At 57.7% G+C, this 14,688-nt stretch carries 17 protein-coding genes; 3 read left to right on the top strand and 14 right to left on the bottom strand.

Annotated features, from left to right (window positions below; translation table 11 throughout):
* Window positions 1-31 precede the first annotated feature (31 nt).
* The 9 genes from ridA to arcA all read right to left on the bottom strand — a co-directional run bounded on the left by ridA (window position 32) and on the right by arcA (window position 7,290).
* Window positions 32-418 (bottom strand): 2-iminobutanoate/2-iminopropanoate deaminase, encoded by a 387-nt coding sequence (gene ridA / locus FN633_RS17765; RefSeq protein ID WP_042388394.1) that lies wholly within the window; start codon window positions 416-418, stop codon window positions 32-34.
* Window positions 419-492: 74 nt separating this feature from the next.
* Window positions 493-960, bottom strand: coding sequence for an aspartate carbamoyltransferase regulatory subunit (pyrI, locus tag FN633_RS17760; protein ID WP_154058693.1), 468 nt, complete (start codon window positions 958-960; stop codon window positions 493-495).
* Between the two features lie 16 nt (window positions 961-976).
* Window positions 977-1,909 (bottom strand): aspartate carbamoyltransferase, encoded by a 933-nt coding sequence (gene pyrB / locus FN633_RS17755; RefSeq protein ID WP_154058692.1) that lies wholly within the window; start codon window positions 1,907-1,909, stop codon window positions 977-979.
* On the bottom strand, window positions 1,902-2,048 hold the full coding sequence (locus tag FN633_RS17750; RefSeq protein ID WP_208674145.1) for a pyrBI operon leader peptide: 147 nt from the start codon (window positions 2,046-2,048) through the stop codon (window positions 1,902-1,904). The genes pyrB and FN633_RS17750 overlap by 8 nt, the downstream gene beginning before the upstream one ends.
* An 86-nt stretch (window positions 2,049-2,134) precedes the next feature.
* Window positions 2,135-2,626 carry an arginine repressor gene (locus FN633_RS17745; protein WP_154058690.1) on the bottom strand — a complete coding sequence of 164 codons (492 nt, stop codon included), beginning with the start codon at window positions 2,624-2,626 and terminating at the stop codon, window positions 2,135-2,137.
* A 21-nt stretch (window positions 2,627-2,647) separates the two neighbouring features.
* Window positions 2,648-4,051, bottom strand: coding sequence for a YfcC family protein (locus FN633_RS17740; RefSeq protein ID WP_154058689.1), 1,404 nt, complete (start codon window positions 4,049-4,051; stop codon window positions 2,648-2,650).
* 50 nt (window positions 4,052-4,101) lie between these two features.
* Entirely contained in the window at window positions 4,102-5,106 is a 1,005-nt protein-coding gene (gene argF, locus FN633_RS17735) for an ornithine carbamoyltransferase (RefSeq protein ID WP_154058688.1), read from the bottom strand.
* Between the two features lie 18 nt (window positions 5,107-5,124).
* Complete coding sequence (gene arcC, locus FN633_RS17730) at window positions 5,125-6,054, bottom strand: carbamate kinase (RefSeq protein WP_243731517.1); 930 nt, start codon at window positions 6,052-6,054, stop codon at window positions 5,125-5,127.
* A 15-nt stretch (window positions 6,055-6,069) separates the two neighbouring features.
* On the bottom strand, window positions 6,070-7,290 hold the full coding sequence (gene arcA, locus FN633_RS17725) for an arginine deiminase (protein ID WP_154058687.1): 1,221 nt from the start codon (window positions 7,288-7,290) through the stop codon (window positions 6,070-6,072).
* A gap of 669 nt (window positions 7,291-7,959) precedes the next feature.
* On the opposite strand from arcA, the gene FN633_RS17720 reads away from it, so the two are divergent.
* Window positions 7,960-8,412, top strand: a complete 453-nt coding sequence (locus FN633_RS17720; protein WP_154058686.1) for a YhcH/YjgK/YiaL family protein — start codon at window positions 7,960-7,962, stop codon at window positions 8,410-8,412.
* A gap of 58 nt (window positions 8,413-8,470) precedes the next feature.
* Here FN633_RS17720 and argF (FN633_RS17715) read toward each other — a convergent pair whose 3' ends face one another.
* The gene (gene argF, locus FN633_RS17715) at window positions 8,471-9,475 is read right to left on the bottom strand and encodes an ornithine carbamoyltransferase (RefSeq protein WP_154058684.1); all 1,005 of its coding nucleotides are present in this window, start codon (window positions 9,473-9,475) and stop codon (window positions 8,471-8,473) included.
* The gene (gene argL, locus FN633_RS18650; RefSeq protein ID WP_243731516.1) at window positions 9,445-9,540 is read right to left on the bottom strand and encodes a putative translational regulatory protein ArgL; all 96 of its coding nucleotides are present in this window, start codon (window positions 9,538-9,540) and stop codon (window positions 9,445-9,447) included. Before argL ends, argF (FN633_RS17715) begins: the two co-directional genes overlap by 31 nt.
* Before the next feature lie 99 nt (window positions 9,541-9,639).
* On the opposite strand from argL, the gene rraB reads away from it, so the two are divergent.
* A complete protein-coding gene (rraB, locus tag FN633_RS17710) occupies window positions 9,640-10,065 on the top strand; it encodes a ribonuclease E inhibitor RraB (RefSeq protein ID WP_154058682.1) in 426 nt (141 codons plus the stop codon).
* Between the two features lie 72 nt (window positions 10,066-10,137).
* The gene (gene miaE, locus FN633_RS17705) at window positions 10,138-10,896 is read left to right on the top strand and encodes a tRNA isopentenyl-2-thiomethyl-A-37 hydroxylase MiaE (protein ID WP_154058680.1); all 759 of its coding nucleotides are present in this window, start codon (window positions 10,138-10,140) and stop codon (window positions 10,894-10,896) included.
* 2 nt (window positions 10,897-10,898) lie between these two features.
* Here the strand turns inward: miaE and FN633_RS17700 are convergent, their stop codons facing one another.
* From FN633_RS17700 to FN633_RS17690, 3 genes are all read right to left on the bottom strand, one after another.
* Complete coding sequence (locus FN633_RS17700; protein WP_154058678.1) at window positions 10,899-11,405, bottom strand: GNAT family N-acetyltransferase; 507 nt, start codon at window positions 11,403-11,405, stop codon at window positions 10,899-10,901.
* 56 nt (window positions 11,406-11,461) lie between these two features.
* Window positions 11,462-14,317 (bottom strand): valine--tRNA ligase, encoded by a 2,856-nt coding sequence (locus tag FN633_RS17695; protein WP_154058676.1) that lies wholly within the window; start codon window positions 14,315-14,317, stop codon window positions 11,462-11,464.
* A partial coding sequence (locus tag FN633_RS17690; RefSeq protein ID WP_154058675.1) for a DNA polymerase III subunit chi occupies window positions 14,317-14,688 on the bottom strand: 372 nt, incomplete at its 5' end. The genes FN633_RS17695 and FN633_RS17690, both read right to left, overlap by 1 nt.

Raw genomic sequence — 14,688 nt, 5'->3', positions numbered from 1 at the left:
CTGCCCGGCGTTATCCAGTCTGAGTCGACGCTTAACGACGCACGGCGATCGCTTCGATCTCGATCTTCACGTCTTTCGGCAGGCGGGCAACTTCTACGCAGGAGCGCGCCGGGAAGGCAGCCTGGTGCTCATTAAAGAACGCTTCGTAGGTCGCGTTAACGGTAGCGAAATCGTTGAGATCTTTCACGAACACCGTGGTTTTAACAATATCGCCTACCTTCAGGCCAGCGGCTTCCACGATAGCCTTAACGTTATCCAGCGACTGGCGCGCCTGAGCGGCGATATCCTCTGGCACGCTGCCGGTTTTTGGATCGACCGGGATCTGGCCAGACGTAAGGATCATATTGCCGAGATCGACCGCCTGAACATAAGGACCAATGGCTGCCGGTGCATTTTCCGTCGCGATGATTTTTGTCATGATTTCTCCTGAAAGCGAATGGTATTGAGGTTCCGCGCCATTATAGGCAGCGCGGCGGCGATGACCAATCTGAATTAACGGGTGTGTGACAGCACCACCGTGTGAGAAAACTCTTTCTCGCAGTATTTACACTTCAGGGCAATGTCGTTGGCGCGTTGCTTCACCGCAAAGCTGGAGAACACCGGCTCGGCGTGGCTGATGCAGTTGCTGTTGGGGCAGATCAGCACCGCCTCAATGCGCGACGGCAGGTGAGGCCGCGACTTGCCTACCACCTCATAGTCGTCGATGCGGTTTACCGTCGCCTGCGGGGCATAGAGCGCCAGCTGGTTAACCTGCTCGTCGGTGAGGAAGGTGTTTTCGATCTTGATCAGATCCTTGCGGTCCATCTCGCCCGAGGGCAGGTTCAGGCCGATGGTGATCCGCTGGTCGGTTTCGGTCAGCTTAAACAGGGTTAGCAGCTTAAAGCCCACCTGCGCCGGGATATGGTCGATCACCGTGCCACGCTTGATCGCTTCGACCTGCAGTTTATTGTCGTGTGTCATCTCGTTTCCCCCTCTGTTAGGCCAAATCGCGGTTAAGCACCAGCGCCAGCAGCGCCTGACGAGCATAGATGCCGTTGCCCGCCTGCTGGAAGTACCAGGCGTGCGGCGTCTTATCCACGTCGGTGGCAATCTCATCGACGCGCGGCAGCGGGTGCAGCACCTTCATATTGCCGCGGGCGCTGTGCAGATCGCTGGCACACAGGACGAACTGCGCCTTCACGTTGGCGTATTCGGACGGATCCAGACGCTCTTTCTGCACGCGTGTCATGTAAAGGATATCCACCTCCGGGATCACCTCTTCGATGGTGGCATGCTGGCTCCAGGCAATCCCGCGCTCATCCAGCATATCGAGGATGTACTGCGGCATCGCTAGCGCATCGGGGGCGATAAACAGGAAGCGGTTGCCGTTAAACTTCGCCAGCGCCTGGGCCAGCGAGTGGACGGTGCGGCCATACTTGAGGTCGCCCACCATCGCGATGTTGAGGTTCTCCAGCCGGCCCTGGGTCTCCTGGATGGTAAAGAGATCGAGCAGGGTTTGGGTCGGGTGCTGGTTTGCGCCGTCGCCCGCGTTCAATACCGGAATACCGCCGGAGAACTCAGTGGCCAGCCGCGCCGCGCCCTCTTGCGGGTGACGCATTACGATGGCGTCAACGTAGGTGCCGATCACGGAGATGGTGTCCGCCAGGGTCTCGCCTTTTTTACCCAGCGAGGTGTTGCTGCTGTCGGAGAAGCCGACCACGCTCGCGCCCAGGCGGTGCATCGCGGTCTCAAACGACAGGCGGGTGCGGGTAGAGGCTTCAAAGAAGCAGCTGGCGATCACCTTGTGCTTCAGCAGCTCCGGCTGCGGGTTAGCCTTCAGGCTGGCAGCGGTCTCCAGTACCTGTTCCAGTTCTTCGCGGCTGAGATCGTTTATGGAAATGATATGTTTCTGATAGAGCGGATTAGCCATGGTTATCTCCTGACGTCTGCGCAAAAAAAAGCCCCTCAAAAGAGGGGCTATAGAAATAGGTGAGCATTGGGAAGAAAAACGGCAGGCCAGCGCCCTCTTTCAGGCGCGGTGAGACAGTGTGTCGAACGAACTTGACCATGCTTCCTCCCGGCAAATTGTCGGCGATTATACTCAGCTCATAATGCGAATCAAGGGATCGATGCGCTATTTATCAGAAGCAAACGGTTATTTTGCATATATATGCATTTTTAATAGATGGTTAACGCGGTTGCGCACCAAGGCGGTACGCTGTACGTCGCGCGGAGCGACCCAAACGATGCTGCTGCCTGCCACCACGCCAAGGATCTCCGGCAACGCGTGGTAGTCAAGGATACGGGCTACCGCTCGCCCATATCCCGCAGCGGTGTGAATAAGAATAAACTCGCGGTTGTGCTCGACGTTAAGCACCATGTCGGAGAGGCAGCGGGTGGCATCCGGTGCCGGGCGCAGCTGCGGATTGAGGGCATAGATCCGCTGCCCCTTGGCATTGCGGATCTTGATAATCCCCAGCAGCTTCAGCAGGCGCGATACCGTGGACTGGCTGATGCTGTTAAAGCCGTGCCGCTGAAGGTCCCGACGGATCGCCTCCTGCGACAGATAGCTCTTCTCGGTCACCAGTCGTCGACAGGCGGCCAGCTGCTGCTGTTCTCTGGTGGAGCAGTCGCGATAGTCCTTCATACTCTTTTCTCCCTGTTGGGGTTAAAGCAGCGCGCCGAGGCTTAATATCAGGCAGATCAGCACGGTCAGCATCAGCAGCAGCGGTGCAACCCACTTCAGATAGCGGACGTAAGGCACGCGGGCAATCGCCAGCCCGCCCATCACCACCGCTGAGGTGGGGGTAACCAGATTGACAATGCCGGACGCAGCCTGATAGGCGGTGACCACCAGATCGCGATCGACGCGGGCAAAATCCGCCAGCGGAGCCATGATCGGCATGGTCAGCACTGCCAGCCCCGAGGAGGAGGGCACCAGAAAAGAGAGCACTACCTCCAGCCAGTACATCACGTTAATAAACACCATGCTGGAGAGGCCGCCCACCAGCCCCTCGGCGCTGTGCAGGATGGTATGGGTAATCATGCCCTTGTCCATCACCACTACGATGCCGCGGGCGATGCCGATGATTAACGCCACGCCAAGCAGATCCCGTGCGCCGTCAATAAAGGTGGAGGTCAGCTCCTCCTCGCTCATGCGGGCCAGCAGCCCGGTAATAATGGCCGCCGCGAGAAAGACGCCGGAGATCTGCCCCATCCACCAGCCCAGCACCGCCACGCCGTAGATCATCACCGCAAACGCGAGGGCGAAGATAACCAGGATAAGCTTACGCGTGCCGGTGAAAGCCAGATCCTGCTGGCGTTTGCCGCCCAGGAAGTGGGCGATGTTCTCGTCCTGCTTATCCGCCACGACGGATTTGCTGGGATCCTGCCGTACCTGACGCGCATAGCGCATGACCCACGCGACGCAGATAAGCCAGCCCGCCACCAGCAGCGCCACGCGCAGCCAGATGCCAGTCGTAAACGGAATGCCCGCCGCGTTGGCGGCAATCACCGTGGCGAAGGGGTTTATCGTGGAGCCGAGCGTGCCGATGCCCGCCCCCAGCAGCACCGTAGAAGCGGCTACCAGCGGATCGAAGCGTGCCGCCATCATGACCGGCACCAGCAGGGTGTAGAACGGCAGCGACTCTTCAGCCATGCCGTAGATCGTACCGCCTGCGGCAAATAGCCCCATCAGGATCGGGATCATCCACTCCTCGCGGCCGCTGAGCTTCAGCGTGACGCGTTCGATCCCGGCGTCGATGGCCCCGGTTTTATTGACGATCCCCAGAAATCCGCCGATGATCAGCACGAACAGGGCAACGTCAATTGCGCCCGCCTGGCCGGTATCGGGATCGTACAGGCCGCTGATGGGGGCCATAATAACGGAAACGATCCCCTGCGGTTGGGCCGCAACGTGCGCATAGGTGCCTGCGACGGGGACCTCTTTACCCAGCGTCTCGTTCATGACCATCTGATAGTGCCCGGCCGGGACAATCCAGCTCAGCGCGGCAACCAGCGCGATCAGAATAAAAAGAATGGTGTAAGCAGAGGGGAATTTAAATCTGCGCATAGGGTTTTCTTCCTGTTTGGGCGTCGCAGATGCCGCGACGCCCGGGATGGTTACTCGCCGAGGGTCGCCACCATTACGGCTTTGATGGTGTGCATCCGGTTCTCTGCTTCATCGAACACGATGGAGTGGGCGGATTCGAACACCTCTTCGGTGACTTCCAGCCCCTTCAGGCCATAGGCCAGCTCGATTTCCCGTCCCACGGTGGTGTGCGCGTTATGGAAGGCGGGCAGGCAGTGCATAAATTTCACCTGCGGATTGCCAGTGGCCTCTATGACCTGCTGATTGACCTGATAAGGCTTCATCAGGCTGACGCGCTCGCCCCACGCCTCTTTTGGCTCACCCATCGAGACCCAGACGTCGGTGTAGAGGAAATCAACGCCGGCGACACCCTCGGCAACGTTCTCGGTCAGGGTGATTTTTGCCCCGGTCTCCCACGCAATCTCCCGACACTGCGCCACCAGCGTCTCTTCTGGCCAGAACGCTTTTGGTGCTACCAGCCGGATATCCATCCCCATCTTGGCTGCGCCAACCATCAGGCTGTTACCCATGTTGTTACGCGCATCGCCCAGGTAGGCAAAGCGCAGCGCGGAGAGGCGTTTACCCGGCGCGTGCTCCAGCATGGTCATCAGATCGGCCAGGATCTGCGTGGGGTGAAACTCGTTGGTCAGACCGTTCCATACCGGTACGCCGGCGTACTCTCCCAGCTCCTCAACGATCGCCTGGCCATAGCCGCGATACTCAATGCCATCGTACATGCGACCGAGCACGCGGGCAGTGTCCTTCATGGACTCCTTGTGACCAATCTGCGACCCACTCGGTCCGATGTAGGTCACCTGCGCACCCTGATCAAACGCGGCTACCTCAAAGGCGCAGCGGGTACGGGTCGAGCTTTTCTCGAAGATCAGCGCAATGTTTTTGCCGCCCAGGGTCTGCTTCTCACAGCCCGCTTTTTTCGCGGCTTTCAGCTCCATCGCCATATCGATCAGGAAGTGGATCTCATCTGAGGTAAAATCCAGTAGCTTGAGGAAGTTGCGGTTTTTCAAAGCGATTTTCATACGTCGTCCTTAATCTATTTATTGCAGGGGATCGTTGCGGATCAGGGTTCCTCGCTCGCCGGCCAGAATGGCCGGGCCATCTGCCAGGGAGCCGATCCCGGCGATGCCGTTGCAGGTCTTCACAAAGCGGCAGCAGGCGGCGACTTTGGGGCCCATCGAACCGGCGTCGAAGGTAAACCCACTCAGCTCCTGCGGGGTGGCCTCGGTGAGCGGGCGCTGCCTTGGCGTACCCCAGTTGAGATAGACCGCGTCAGCATCGGTGAGGATCAGCAGCGCATCGGCCTCTAGCTGGCGGGCCAGCAGAGCCGCAGAGAGGTCTTTATCAATCACCGCTTCAATACCGTGATAGCCGTCAGCCTGCTCAACCACCGGCACGCCGCCGCCGCCGTTGCAGATCACCAGATGGTCGCGCTGGAGAAGCGCCTCGATTGCATCGCGCTCGACGATGCGCATCGGCTGCGGGGAGGGAACCACGCGGCGGAAATAGCTGCCGTCGGCTTTAAAGCACCACCCCTTTTCGGCGGCCAGCGCATCGGCCTGCGGCTGGTCATACACCGGGCCAATGTATTTCGTGGGATTGGCCAGAGCCGGATCGGTGGGATCCACCGCCACCTGAGTCAGCAGGACGCTGACCTCGCATTTCGGCAGCCGGTTTTTCAGCGACTGTTGCAGCATGTAGCCAATCATTCCCTGACTCTCGGCCCCCAGCACATCCAGCGGATAGGGCGTAACGCCGGTATAGGCGCTGTTTTGCAGCGCCAGCAGCCCCACCTGTGGGCCGTTGCCGTGCACCAGCACCACCCGCCAGCGCTGGGTAAGCTGGGCAATCGTCTCGGCGGCCAGATCGATATTTTTACGCTGGATCGCGGCCTCCAGCGGCTCGCCGCGTTTCAGCAGGGCGTTGCCGCCAAGGGCGACCACGAGGGTCGGTTTCATCTCCGTTTTCATTCTCTGCTCCTTGCCTTAAATTGCGTCGCGTTCCAGCGGACAGCTCATGCAGCGTGCGCCGCCGCGTCCGCGTCCCAGCTCATCGCCTGGAATAGGCAGAACGGTAATCCCTGCCTTGTCGTACTTCTCATTGGTCCAGACGTTGCGTTCGTAGCCGATCACCACGCCGGGGCGCAGGGTCAGGACGTTATTGGCGTCGTTCCACTGCTCGCGCTCGGCTTCAAAGGCGTCGCCGCCGGTGGTGATCAGCTTGATCTGCGTAACGCCGAGCGCTTTCTCCAGCGCTCGCAGCAGGGTCGTCTCCTGGCGACGGGCAATCCCGCCGTGGCCATTGGGCGTTAGCGTCCAGCACTGCACGTCCGGGCGAACCACTTCCGGGTAGACGGAGAAGGTGTCGATATCGACGTGGGTCATCACCGTGTCGAGGTGCATACAGGAGCGGTGTTTCGGCAGCTCGACGGCGATAACGCGTTCAGCCTGGCGGTGGGTGAACAGGGCGGAGGCAAGGAACTCGACCCCCTGGGGCGTGGTGCGTTCAGACAGGCCGATTAATACCGTGCCACGGCCAATGACTAATACATCGCCCCCTTCCAGGGTGGCGTGGTCGTAATTAATGTCTTCATCACCGAAATATTTAATAAAGTCGCCGTTAATAAACAGCGGATGCCAGCGGTAGATGGCTCGCAGATTATTGGTTTCGCGCTGGCGGGCCGGTTTTGCCATAGGATTTATAGAGACGCCGTTATATATCCAGCAGGAGGTGTCGCGGGTAAAGAGATGGTTAGGCAACGGCTTCATAATAAAGTCATTCGCGGTATGAATATCGACAACCATATTGTTAATCGAAGCCGGTATTTCACCGTAGGTCAGTCCGCCGCTTAACCGTCGGGCCAGCTCGCGGTGGGGCATATCCGCCAGCCAGCCGCGTACATCGCTGGCAAAAGCGGGCCCCAGGCGGTAGTCAGAGACCTGGGTTTTCAGCAGCCACTCCTTGGCATCTGGCGTATCCAGCGTCTGGGTTAAGAGATCGGTCAGTAATAGCACCTCAACACCCTGCTCACGTAGGGTTGTAGCGAAAATATCGTGCTCTTCACCCGCGCGCTCGACGGATAATACATCATCAAATAACAGCTCCTGACAATTAGAGGGTGTCAGTCTTTTCAGGCTCAGATTAGGACGGTGCAGCATTACGCTGCGTAACTGGCCCACTTCCGATCCGACGTAGTGTTTTTCCATAACGGTTCCTTACGTTTTCCGGCAATAAGAGGGGGGACGCTATGAAATGCGTTATTTCATAGCGCACGAGCTTCGCTGGATTTCGTGGCTATAATAGTTGCCTGTTGCATTAATTATGTGAGACTGCTCACAGGGGAACGGCGATGGAATAACCCAATTTGGTTTATTTGAGATGGTTCAGAGAATCCGCTTTTTATTGAAGTAACGCGATGCATTGCTACGCATTAATACGTGACAATATTTTATTTTGTTAATGAAATGTACGGATGCACACCAAAGGTATGATTCTATCTGTTTGAAATTAAATAATTTAATTTAAGGGTGTGCATGACTATTCATTTTTCTGTTTTTTTTATTTCTATGATTGAAGAATGATAAAATAAATATGCTGGCATAGTTGAAAATACGTTGTGAAGTAATGTGTGATCCTGCGGCGGTTTTTTTTATTAATACTGTTTTTTCAGCAGCATAATTTACAGCTGGTTAAATATAAAGCGGCACTTATGCGACGAGAGTGCATAATATTGCCCTGGCTTTTAACAAAAAGTTAACTTCTTTGCCAATAAATATGCGCTATCGCAAGGGTTCGCTAAAAAGGGGTGGTAGGGTAGGCAAAATTCTCGTATAAAAGTTAAAAATGAAACAACGTTTTATATCGAGAGGTTATCCATGATCACAGGCAACATTCACAACCTTCAGTCCTGGCTGCCGCAGGAGCTGGCCCAGGCCATTGAGTATGTCAAACAGCACGTTAACGACGCGACGCCGACGGGTAAGCACGATATCGACGGCTCGCGCCTTTTCTTCCTGCTGTCGGAAGATATGACCGAACCGTTTGCCAAACGCCGCGCGGAGTATCACGCCCGCTATCTGGATATCCAGATCGTACTGAAAGGCCAGGAGGGGATGACCTATAGCACCCTGCCAGCCGGCACGCCGGACACCGACTGGCTGGCGGATAAGGACATCGCGTTTCTGCCGGAAGGCGAGCAGGAGAAGACCGTGGTGCTCAGCGAAGGGGATTTCGTGGTCTTCTATCCGGGCGAGGTGCATAAGCCGCTGTGCGCGGTGGGCAATCCGGCCCAGGTGCGTAAGGTAGTAGTGAAGCTGCTGGTGGCCTAATAAGCCACGTAAATGCCGGGCGGCGCTAGCGCTTGCCCGGCCTACGGCAACGAAAGTTTTACTTGGCGAGGGTGGCGACCATGACCGCTTTGATGGTGTGCATCCGGTTTTCCGCCTGGTCGAACACGACGCTGTTCGGCGACTCAAATACCTCGTCGGTCACCTCCATGCCGCCGTGCAGACCATAGGTCTCCGCCATCTGTTTGCCGAGGGTGGTCTGGTCGTCATGGAAGGCGGGCAGGCAGTGCAGGAACTTTACCTGCGGGTTGCCGGTCAGGGCCAGCATCTGGCTGTTCACCTGGTAGTCGCGCAGCAGCGCGATACGCTCGGCCCACTTCTCTTTGGCTTCGCCCATCGATACCCAAACGTCGGTATAGATAAAGTCCGCGCCTTTTACCCCCTCGGTAATGTTCTCCGTCAGGGTAATGTTGCCGCCGTTCTGCTGCGCCAGGGCGCTGCACTCGGCAACAAGGCTCGCTTCCGGCCAGCAATCCTCTGGGGCCACCAGACGCAGATCCAGCCCCACCAGCGCGGCGGCCTCCAGCATAGAGTTGCCCATGTTGTTGCGTGCGTCGCCCGCGTAAACCAGCGTCATCTCGTTAAAGGCTTTGCCCGGCAGGTGCTCCTGCATGGTCAGCAGATCTGCCAGCAGCTGGGTCGGATGAAACTCGTTGGTCAGGCCGTTCCACACCGGCACGCCGGCGAATTCGGCCAGCGCCTCGACGATTTCCTGGCCGTGGCCGCGGTACTGAATGCCATCATACATGCGACCCAAAACGCGGGCGGTATCCTTGATTGACTCTTTATGCCCAATCTGGCTTCCGCTTGGCCCCAGATAGGTGACGCGTGCGCCCTGGTCGTAGGCGGCAACTTCGAAAGAGCATCGGGTACGGGTAGAGTCTTTTTCGAAGATGAGCGCGATATTTTTTCCAGTCAGCCTCTGTACTTCAGTGCCTTGTTTTTTATCTTTTTTGAGCTGGGCAGCGAGCTGGAGCAGGGCGTGAATTTCGGCAGGGGTAAAGTCGAGCAGTTTTAAAAAGTGTTTGTGGTATAACGCAGACATGTTTCCCTCACATGGCTCAAGCCAATAATTGAATTAAAATTCACTTTATATGTGTAAATATTCATTTGCAACCCTGTTCAACAAATCTTTTCCGTCAGGAGTGGAGGCATTGGCAACGGTATGTGAAAATAAGAGTATCTGCCGCACATTATGAGGAACAACCTATGGCAAACCAGGAACATCTGGAAGAGCAGCGTGAAGAGACCCGTCTGATTATTGAAGAGCTGCTGGAGGACGGTAGCGATCCTGATGCGCTCTACACTATCGAGCACCACCTCTCCGCCGACGATTTTGAAACGCTGGAGAAAGTGGCGGTAGAGGCGTTCAAAATGGGTTATGAAGTGACCGAGCCGGAAGAGCTGGAAGTAGAAGAGGGTGACACCGTGATCTGCTGCGACATTCTGAGCGAGTGCGCGCTGAATGCCGATCTGATCGACGCTCAGGTTGAGCAGCTGATGACCCTGGCAGAGAAGTTTGAAGTTGAGTACGACGGCTGGGGCACCTACTACGAAGATCCAAACGGCGAAGAGGGTGATGACGAAGACGGCGAAGATTACGTCGACGAAGACGATAACGGTACTCGTCACTAAGTCTTTACGTCGCTAAGAATTGGCTTTGATTGTTCGTGCGGTAGCGCCCGCTGCCGCACTGCAAGGAACTCCATGGACTACGCCCAGATACTCTCTCCGATACACACCTTCCTGCACTGCCCAACGCCTCAGGCGTGGATCGACAAAGCTCGCGATCCGGCAAATCTGCCCCTGCTGCTGACTGACCATATGGTGTGCGAGCTGAAGGCCGCGCAGACGGCGATGCTGCTGGTCCGCAAGTACGTGGCGGACAAGAGCGGCAGCGATACGCTGCTTGAGTGGCTTAAACCTTATGAGGCCTTCACCTTCCGCGAGGGACCAGAGCCGGATTTTGTCGCCCTGCACCGGCAGATTGGCAAAGGCGTAATGCCGCAGACCAACGATCCCTGGGGCCGCCTGCTGATCGACAGCATGGTGCTGCTGATTAAAGAGGAGCTGCATCACTTCTGGCAGGTGCGCGAGGCGATGACGGTGCGGAACATTCCCTACGTCAAAATCACCGCCAGCCGCTACGCCAAAGGGATGCTGAAGGAGGTACGGACCCACGAGCCGCTAACGCTGATTGATAAGCTGATTTGCGGGGCGTATATCGAGGCCCGCTCCTGCGAGCGTTTTGCCGCCCTGGCACCCTATCTTGAAGAGGATTTACAGAAGTTCTATCTGTCGCTGCTGCGTTCCGAGGCGCGGCACTACGAGGACTACCTGACGCTGGCTCAGCAGATCTCACCGCAGGATATCACGCCCAGAGTGCGCTTTTTTGGGGAGGTGGAGGCGGCGTTGATTGCCACCCCCGACAGCGAGTTTCGTTTTCACAGCGGTGTGCCGGTCTGATTTCAGGCCAGCGCTTTTAACATCCGCACTTCACAGTCGACGTGCCCGGTACAGCCCAGCGGCCCGTCGATATGTTCAAAGCCCAGATGCTCATAGAGGCCAATCGCCTCTTTCAGAAACGCGGTGGTCTCCAGATAGCAGCGGCTAAACCCTTGCGTACGGGCGTGATCCAGCGCAGCGAGCGCCAGCTTTTTCGCCATCCCTTTGCCGCGTACGGCGGGCAGGAAGTACATCTTCTGCAATTCACAGATATCGGGTTCGCTGCACTGGAGCGGCGCGATGCCGCCGCCGCCTACCACCTGGCCATCCTGCTCAATCACCCAGTAGGCGTGGCCCGGCTGGCTGTAGAGCGCGTACAGCTCGTCAAGATTGGGATCGGCAACGGTATAGCCCTTGTCGGCGGTCAGGCCATACTCCGCTGACACCTGGCGGATAACGGCGGCGATAGCCGCGTTGTCTTCAGGCGTGATACGGCGCATGTGCAGTTGAGTGGCGGTTGCAACATTCATGGTGAGGCTCTTCGTTGATAAGTGCCCCTTACCGGAGAGGTAAGGGGCGAACGCGATTACAGCGCGCTGATGACGTTCTGCTGTTCGGCGAGTTTAACTTTCGCTTCGGCCAGGGCGGTCAGACGCTCACGCTCTTTAGCAACGACCGCTTCCGGCGCGCGCGCCACAAAGCCTTCGTTACCCAGTTTGCTCTCGATACGACCAATTTCAACGTCTACTTTGGCGATCTCTTTTGCCAGACGCTCCAGCTCGGCATCCTTGTCGATCAGGCCAGCCATCGGGATCAGCAGCTCTGCACCATCGATGATCTTGGTCACGGAAACCGGACCTTTATCATCGGCAGGCAGCAGGGTGATGCTCTCCAGACGCGCCAGGGTCTGCAGGAAGCTGCGGTTGTCGTTCACACGACGGACCGCATCGCTGCTGCAGCCGCGCAGCAGCAGTTCCAGCGGCTTAGCCGGAGAGAGGTTCATCTCGGCGCGGATGTTACGCACCGCGACAATCGCCTGCTTCAGCCACTCGGTATCCGCTACCGCGGCTTCATCAACCTGGGCGGCATCGAAGGCCGGGAACGGTTGCAGCATGATGGTGTCGGCGTTGTTGCCGGTAAGCACCTTCACGCGCTGCCAGATGGTTTCGGTAATGAATGGGATGATCGGGTGCGCCAGGCGCAGCAGACCTTCCAGCACCGTCACCAGCGTGTTGCGCGTGCCGCGCAGCTCCGCTTCAGAGCCACCGTTCATCACCGGCTTGGTCAGCTCCAGATACCAGTCACAGAACTGGTTCCAGGTGAACTCATACAGGATGCCCGCAGCAATATCGAAGCGGTAGCTGTCCAGCGCTTCACGGAAGGCTTTCACCGTCTGGTTGAACTCGGCACGGATCCAGCGATCCGCCAGGGAGAGGGTCATCTCGCCGCCGTTGAAGCCGCAATCCTGCTCTTCGGTGTTCATCAGCACAAAGCGGCTGGCGTTCCACAGCTTGTTACAGAAGTTGCGGTAGCCTTCCAGGCGCTTCATGTCCCAGTTGATGTCGCGGCCGGTAGAGGCCAGCGCCGCCAGGGTAAAGCGCAGGGCGTCGGTGCCGTGCGGCTCAATGCCGTTCGGGAACTGCTTCTCGGTGCGCTTGGCAATTTTCTCGGCCAGCTGCGGCTGCATCATGTTGCCGGTACGCTTCTCCAGAAGATCCGCCAGCGAGATACCGTCTACCATATCCAGCGGATCGATAACGTTGCCCTTGGATTTGGACATCTTCTGGCCTTCGTCGTCGCGGATCAGACCGGTCATGTAGATGGTCTTGAACGGGATCTGCGGCTTGCCGTCTTCATCTTTGATGAAGTGCATGGTCATCATGATCATGCGGGCGATCCAGAAGAAGATGATGTCGAAGCCGGATACCATCACGCTGGTCGGGTGGAACTGACGCAGGGCATCGGTGTTCTCCGGCCAGCCGAGGGTGGAGAAGGTCCACAGCGCGGAGGAGAACCAGGTGTCCAGCACGTCTTCGTCCTGGCGCAGCGCCACGTCGGCGCTCAGGTTGTTCTCTTGGCGCACTTCCTCTTCCGTACGGCCAACAAAGACGTTGCCTTCGTTGTCGTACCAGGCCGGGATACGGTGGCCCCACCACAGCTGACGGGAGATACACCAGTCCTGAATATCGCGCATCCAGGAGAAGTACATGTTTTCGTACTGCTTCGGTACGAACTGGATGTCACCGTTCTCAACCGCTTCCACCGCCGGTTTTGCCAGCACGTCGGCACGCACGTACCACTGGTCGGTCAGCATCGGCTCGATCACCACGCCGCCACGGTCGCCGTACGGCACGGTCAGGTCGTGAGGTTTAATCTCTTCCAGCAGGCCAAGGGCGTCAACGGCAGCCACTACCGCTTTACGGGCGGCAAAGCGCTCCAGCTTCTGGAACTCAGCCGGGATCTCGCTGGAGTAGACGTCGGTTTCGTTGCCTTTGGTGTCGTATACCTCTGCGCTTTCACGGATATCGCCGTCAAAGGTCAGGATATTGATCATTGGCAGGGCGTGACGACGGCCTACTTCGTAGTCGTTAAAGTCGTGCGCCGGGGTGATCTTCACGCAGCCGGTGCCTTTCTCCATGTCGGCGTGCTCGTCGCCCACAATTGGAATGCGACGGTTAACCAGCGGCAGCACCACGAATTTACCGATCAGATCCTTGTAGCGCGGATCTTCCGGGTTCACCGCCACGCCAGTATCCCCCAGCAGGGTCTCCGGACGGGTAGTGGCGACCACCAGGTAATCTTTACCGTCGGCGGTTTTTGCGCCGTCGGCCAGCGGGTAGCGAATGTGCCACATGGAACCTTTTGATTCGCGGTTCTCAACTTCCAGGTCGGAAATCGCGGTGCGCAGCTTCGGATCCCAGTTCACCAGGCGTTTGCCACGGTAGATTAGATCTTCTTTATAGAGGCGAACGAATACCTCTTTCACGGCGTTAGAGAGGCCCTCGTCCATGGTGAAGCGCTCGCGCTCCCAGTCCACGGAGTTGCCGAGACGGCGCATCTGACGGGTGATGGTGCCGCCGGACTCGGCCTTCCACTGCCAAATCTTGTCGATGAAGGCATCGCGACCGTAGTCGTGGCGGGTTTTCCCCTCTTCAGCGGCAATCTTACGCTCAACCACCATCTGGGTCGCAATGCCCGCATGGTCGGTCCCGGCCTGCCACAGGGTGTTTTTGCCCTGCATGCGCTGGTAGCGGATCATGGTATCCATGATGGTCTGCTGGAAGGCGTGGCCCATATGCAAACTGCCGGTCACGTTCGGCGGCGGGATCATGATGCAGAAGCTCTCCTGGCTCTCATCGCCATTCGGTTTGAAGTAGCCCTGCTGCTCCCAGTGCTCGTAAAGCGGCTGTTCGATATCTTGGGGGTTATATGTCTTTTCCATTATTTCCAGGTTGCCGTGTTCAGGTTGAAACCAGCCAGGCGATAGGCCTTATAGCGTTCGCGAGCCAGTTGTTTCAGAGTTTCTTCGTGAGGAACGAAGTCTACCACTTCTGTGAAAGCGGTGGCAAAATCTGCAAAGTTCACCCGCAGGCTGATCAGCAGATCGCGCGGGCTGCTGTTGCGCTTTTGTGGCCAGGCAATCTCTACCGGCGCACCGCCGCGCGGACCTTCGCCCGCCAGATTATGCGGCACAAAGCTCTCGGCCGGACGCGCCCACAGGGCCTCGTCGAGGCGCACCGCCTGCCGCTCATCTTCGCAGGCGATCAGAATACGCTTTCCGTTGCGCCAGCGTTCGGCGGCCAGTTCACACAC

Origin of the sequence: Pseudescherichia vulneris (assembly GCF_902164725.1) — a bacterium.
In the GTDB taxonomy this organism is placed as follows: Bacteria; Pseudomonadota; Gammaproteobacteria; order Enterobacterales; family Enterobacteriaceae; genus Pseudescherichia; species Pseudescherichia vulneris.
Note: the sequence above shows the minus strand (reverse complement) of the source record. Positions and strands in the feature narration are given on the sequence as shown.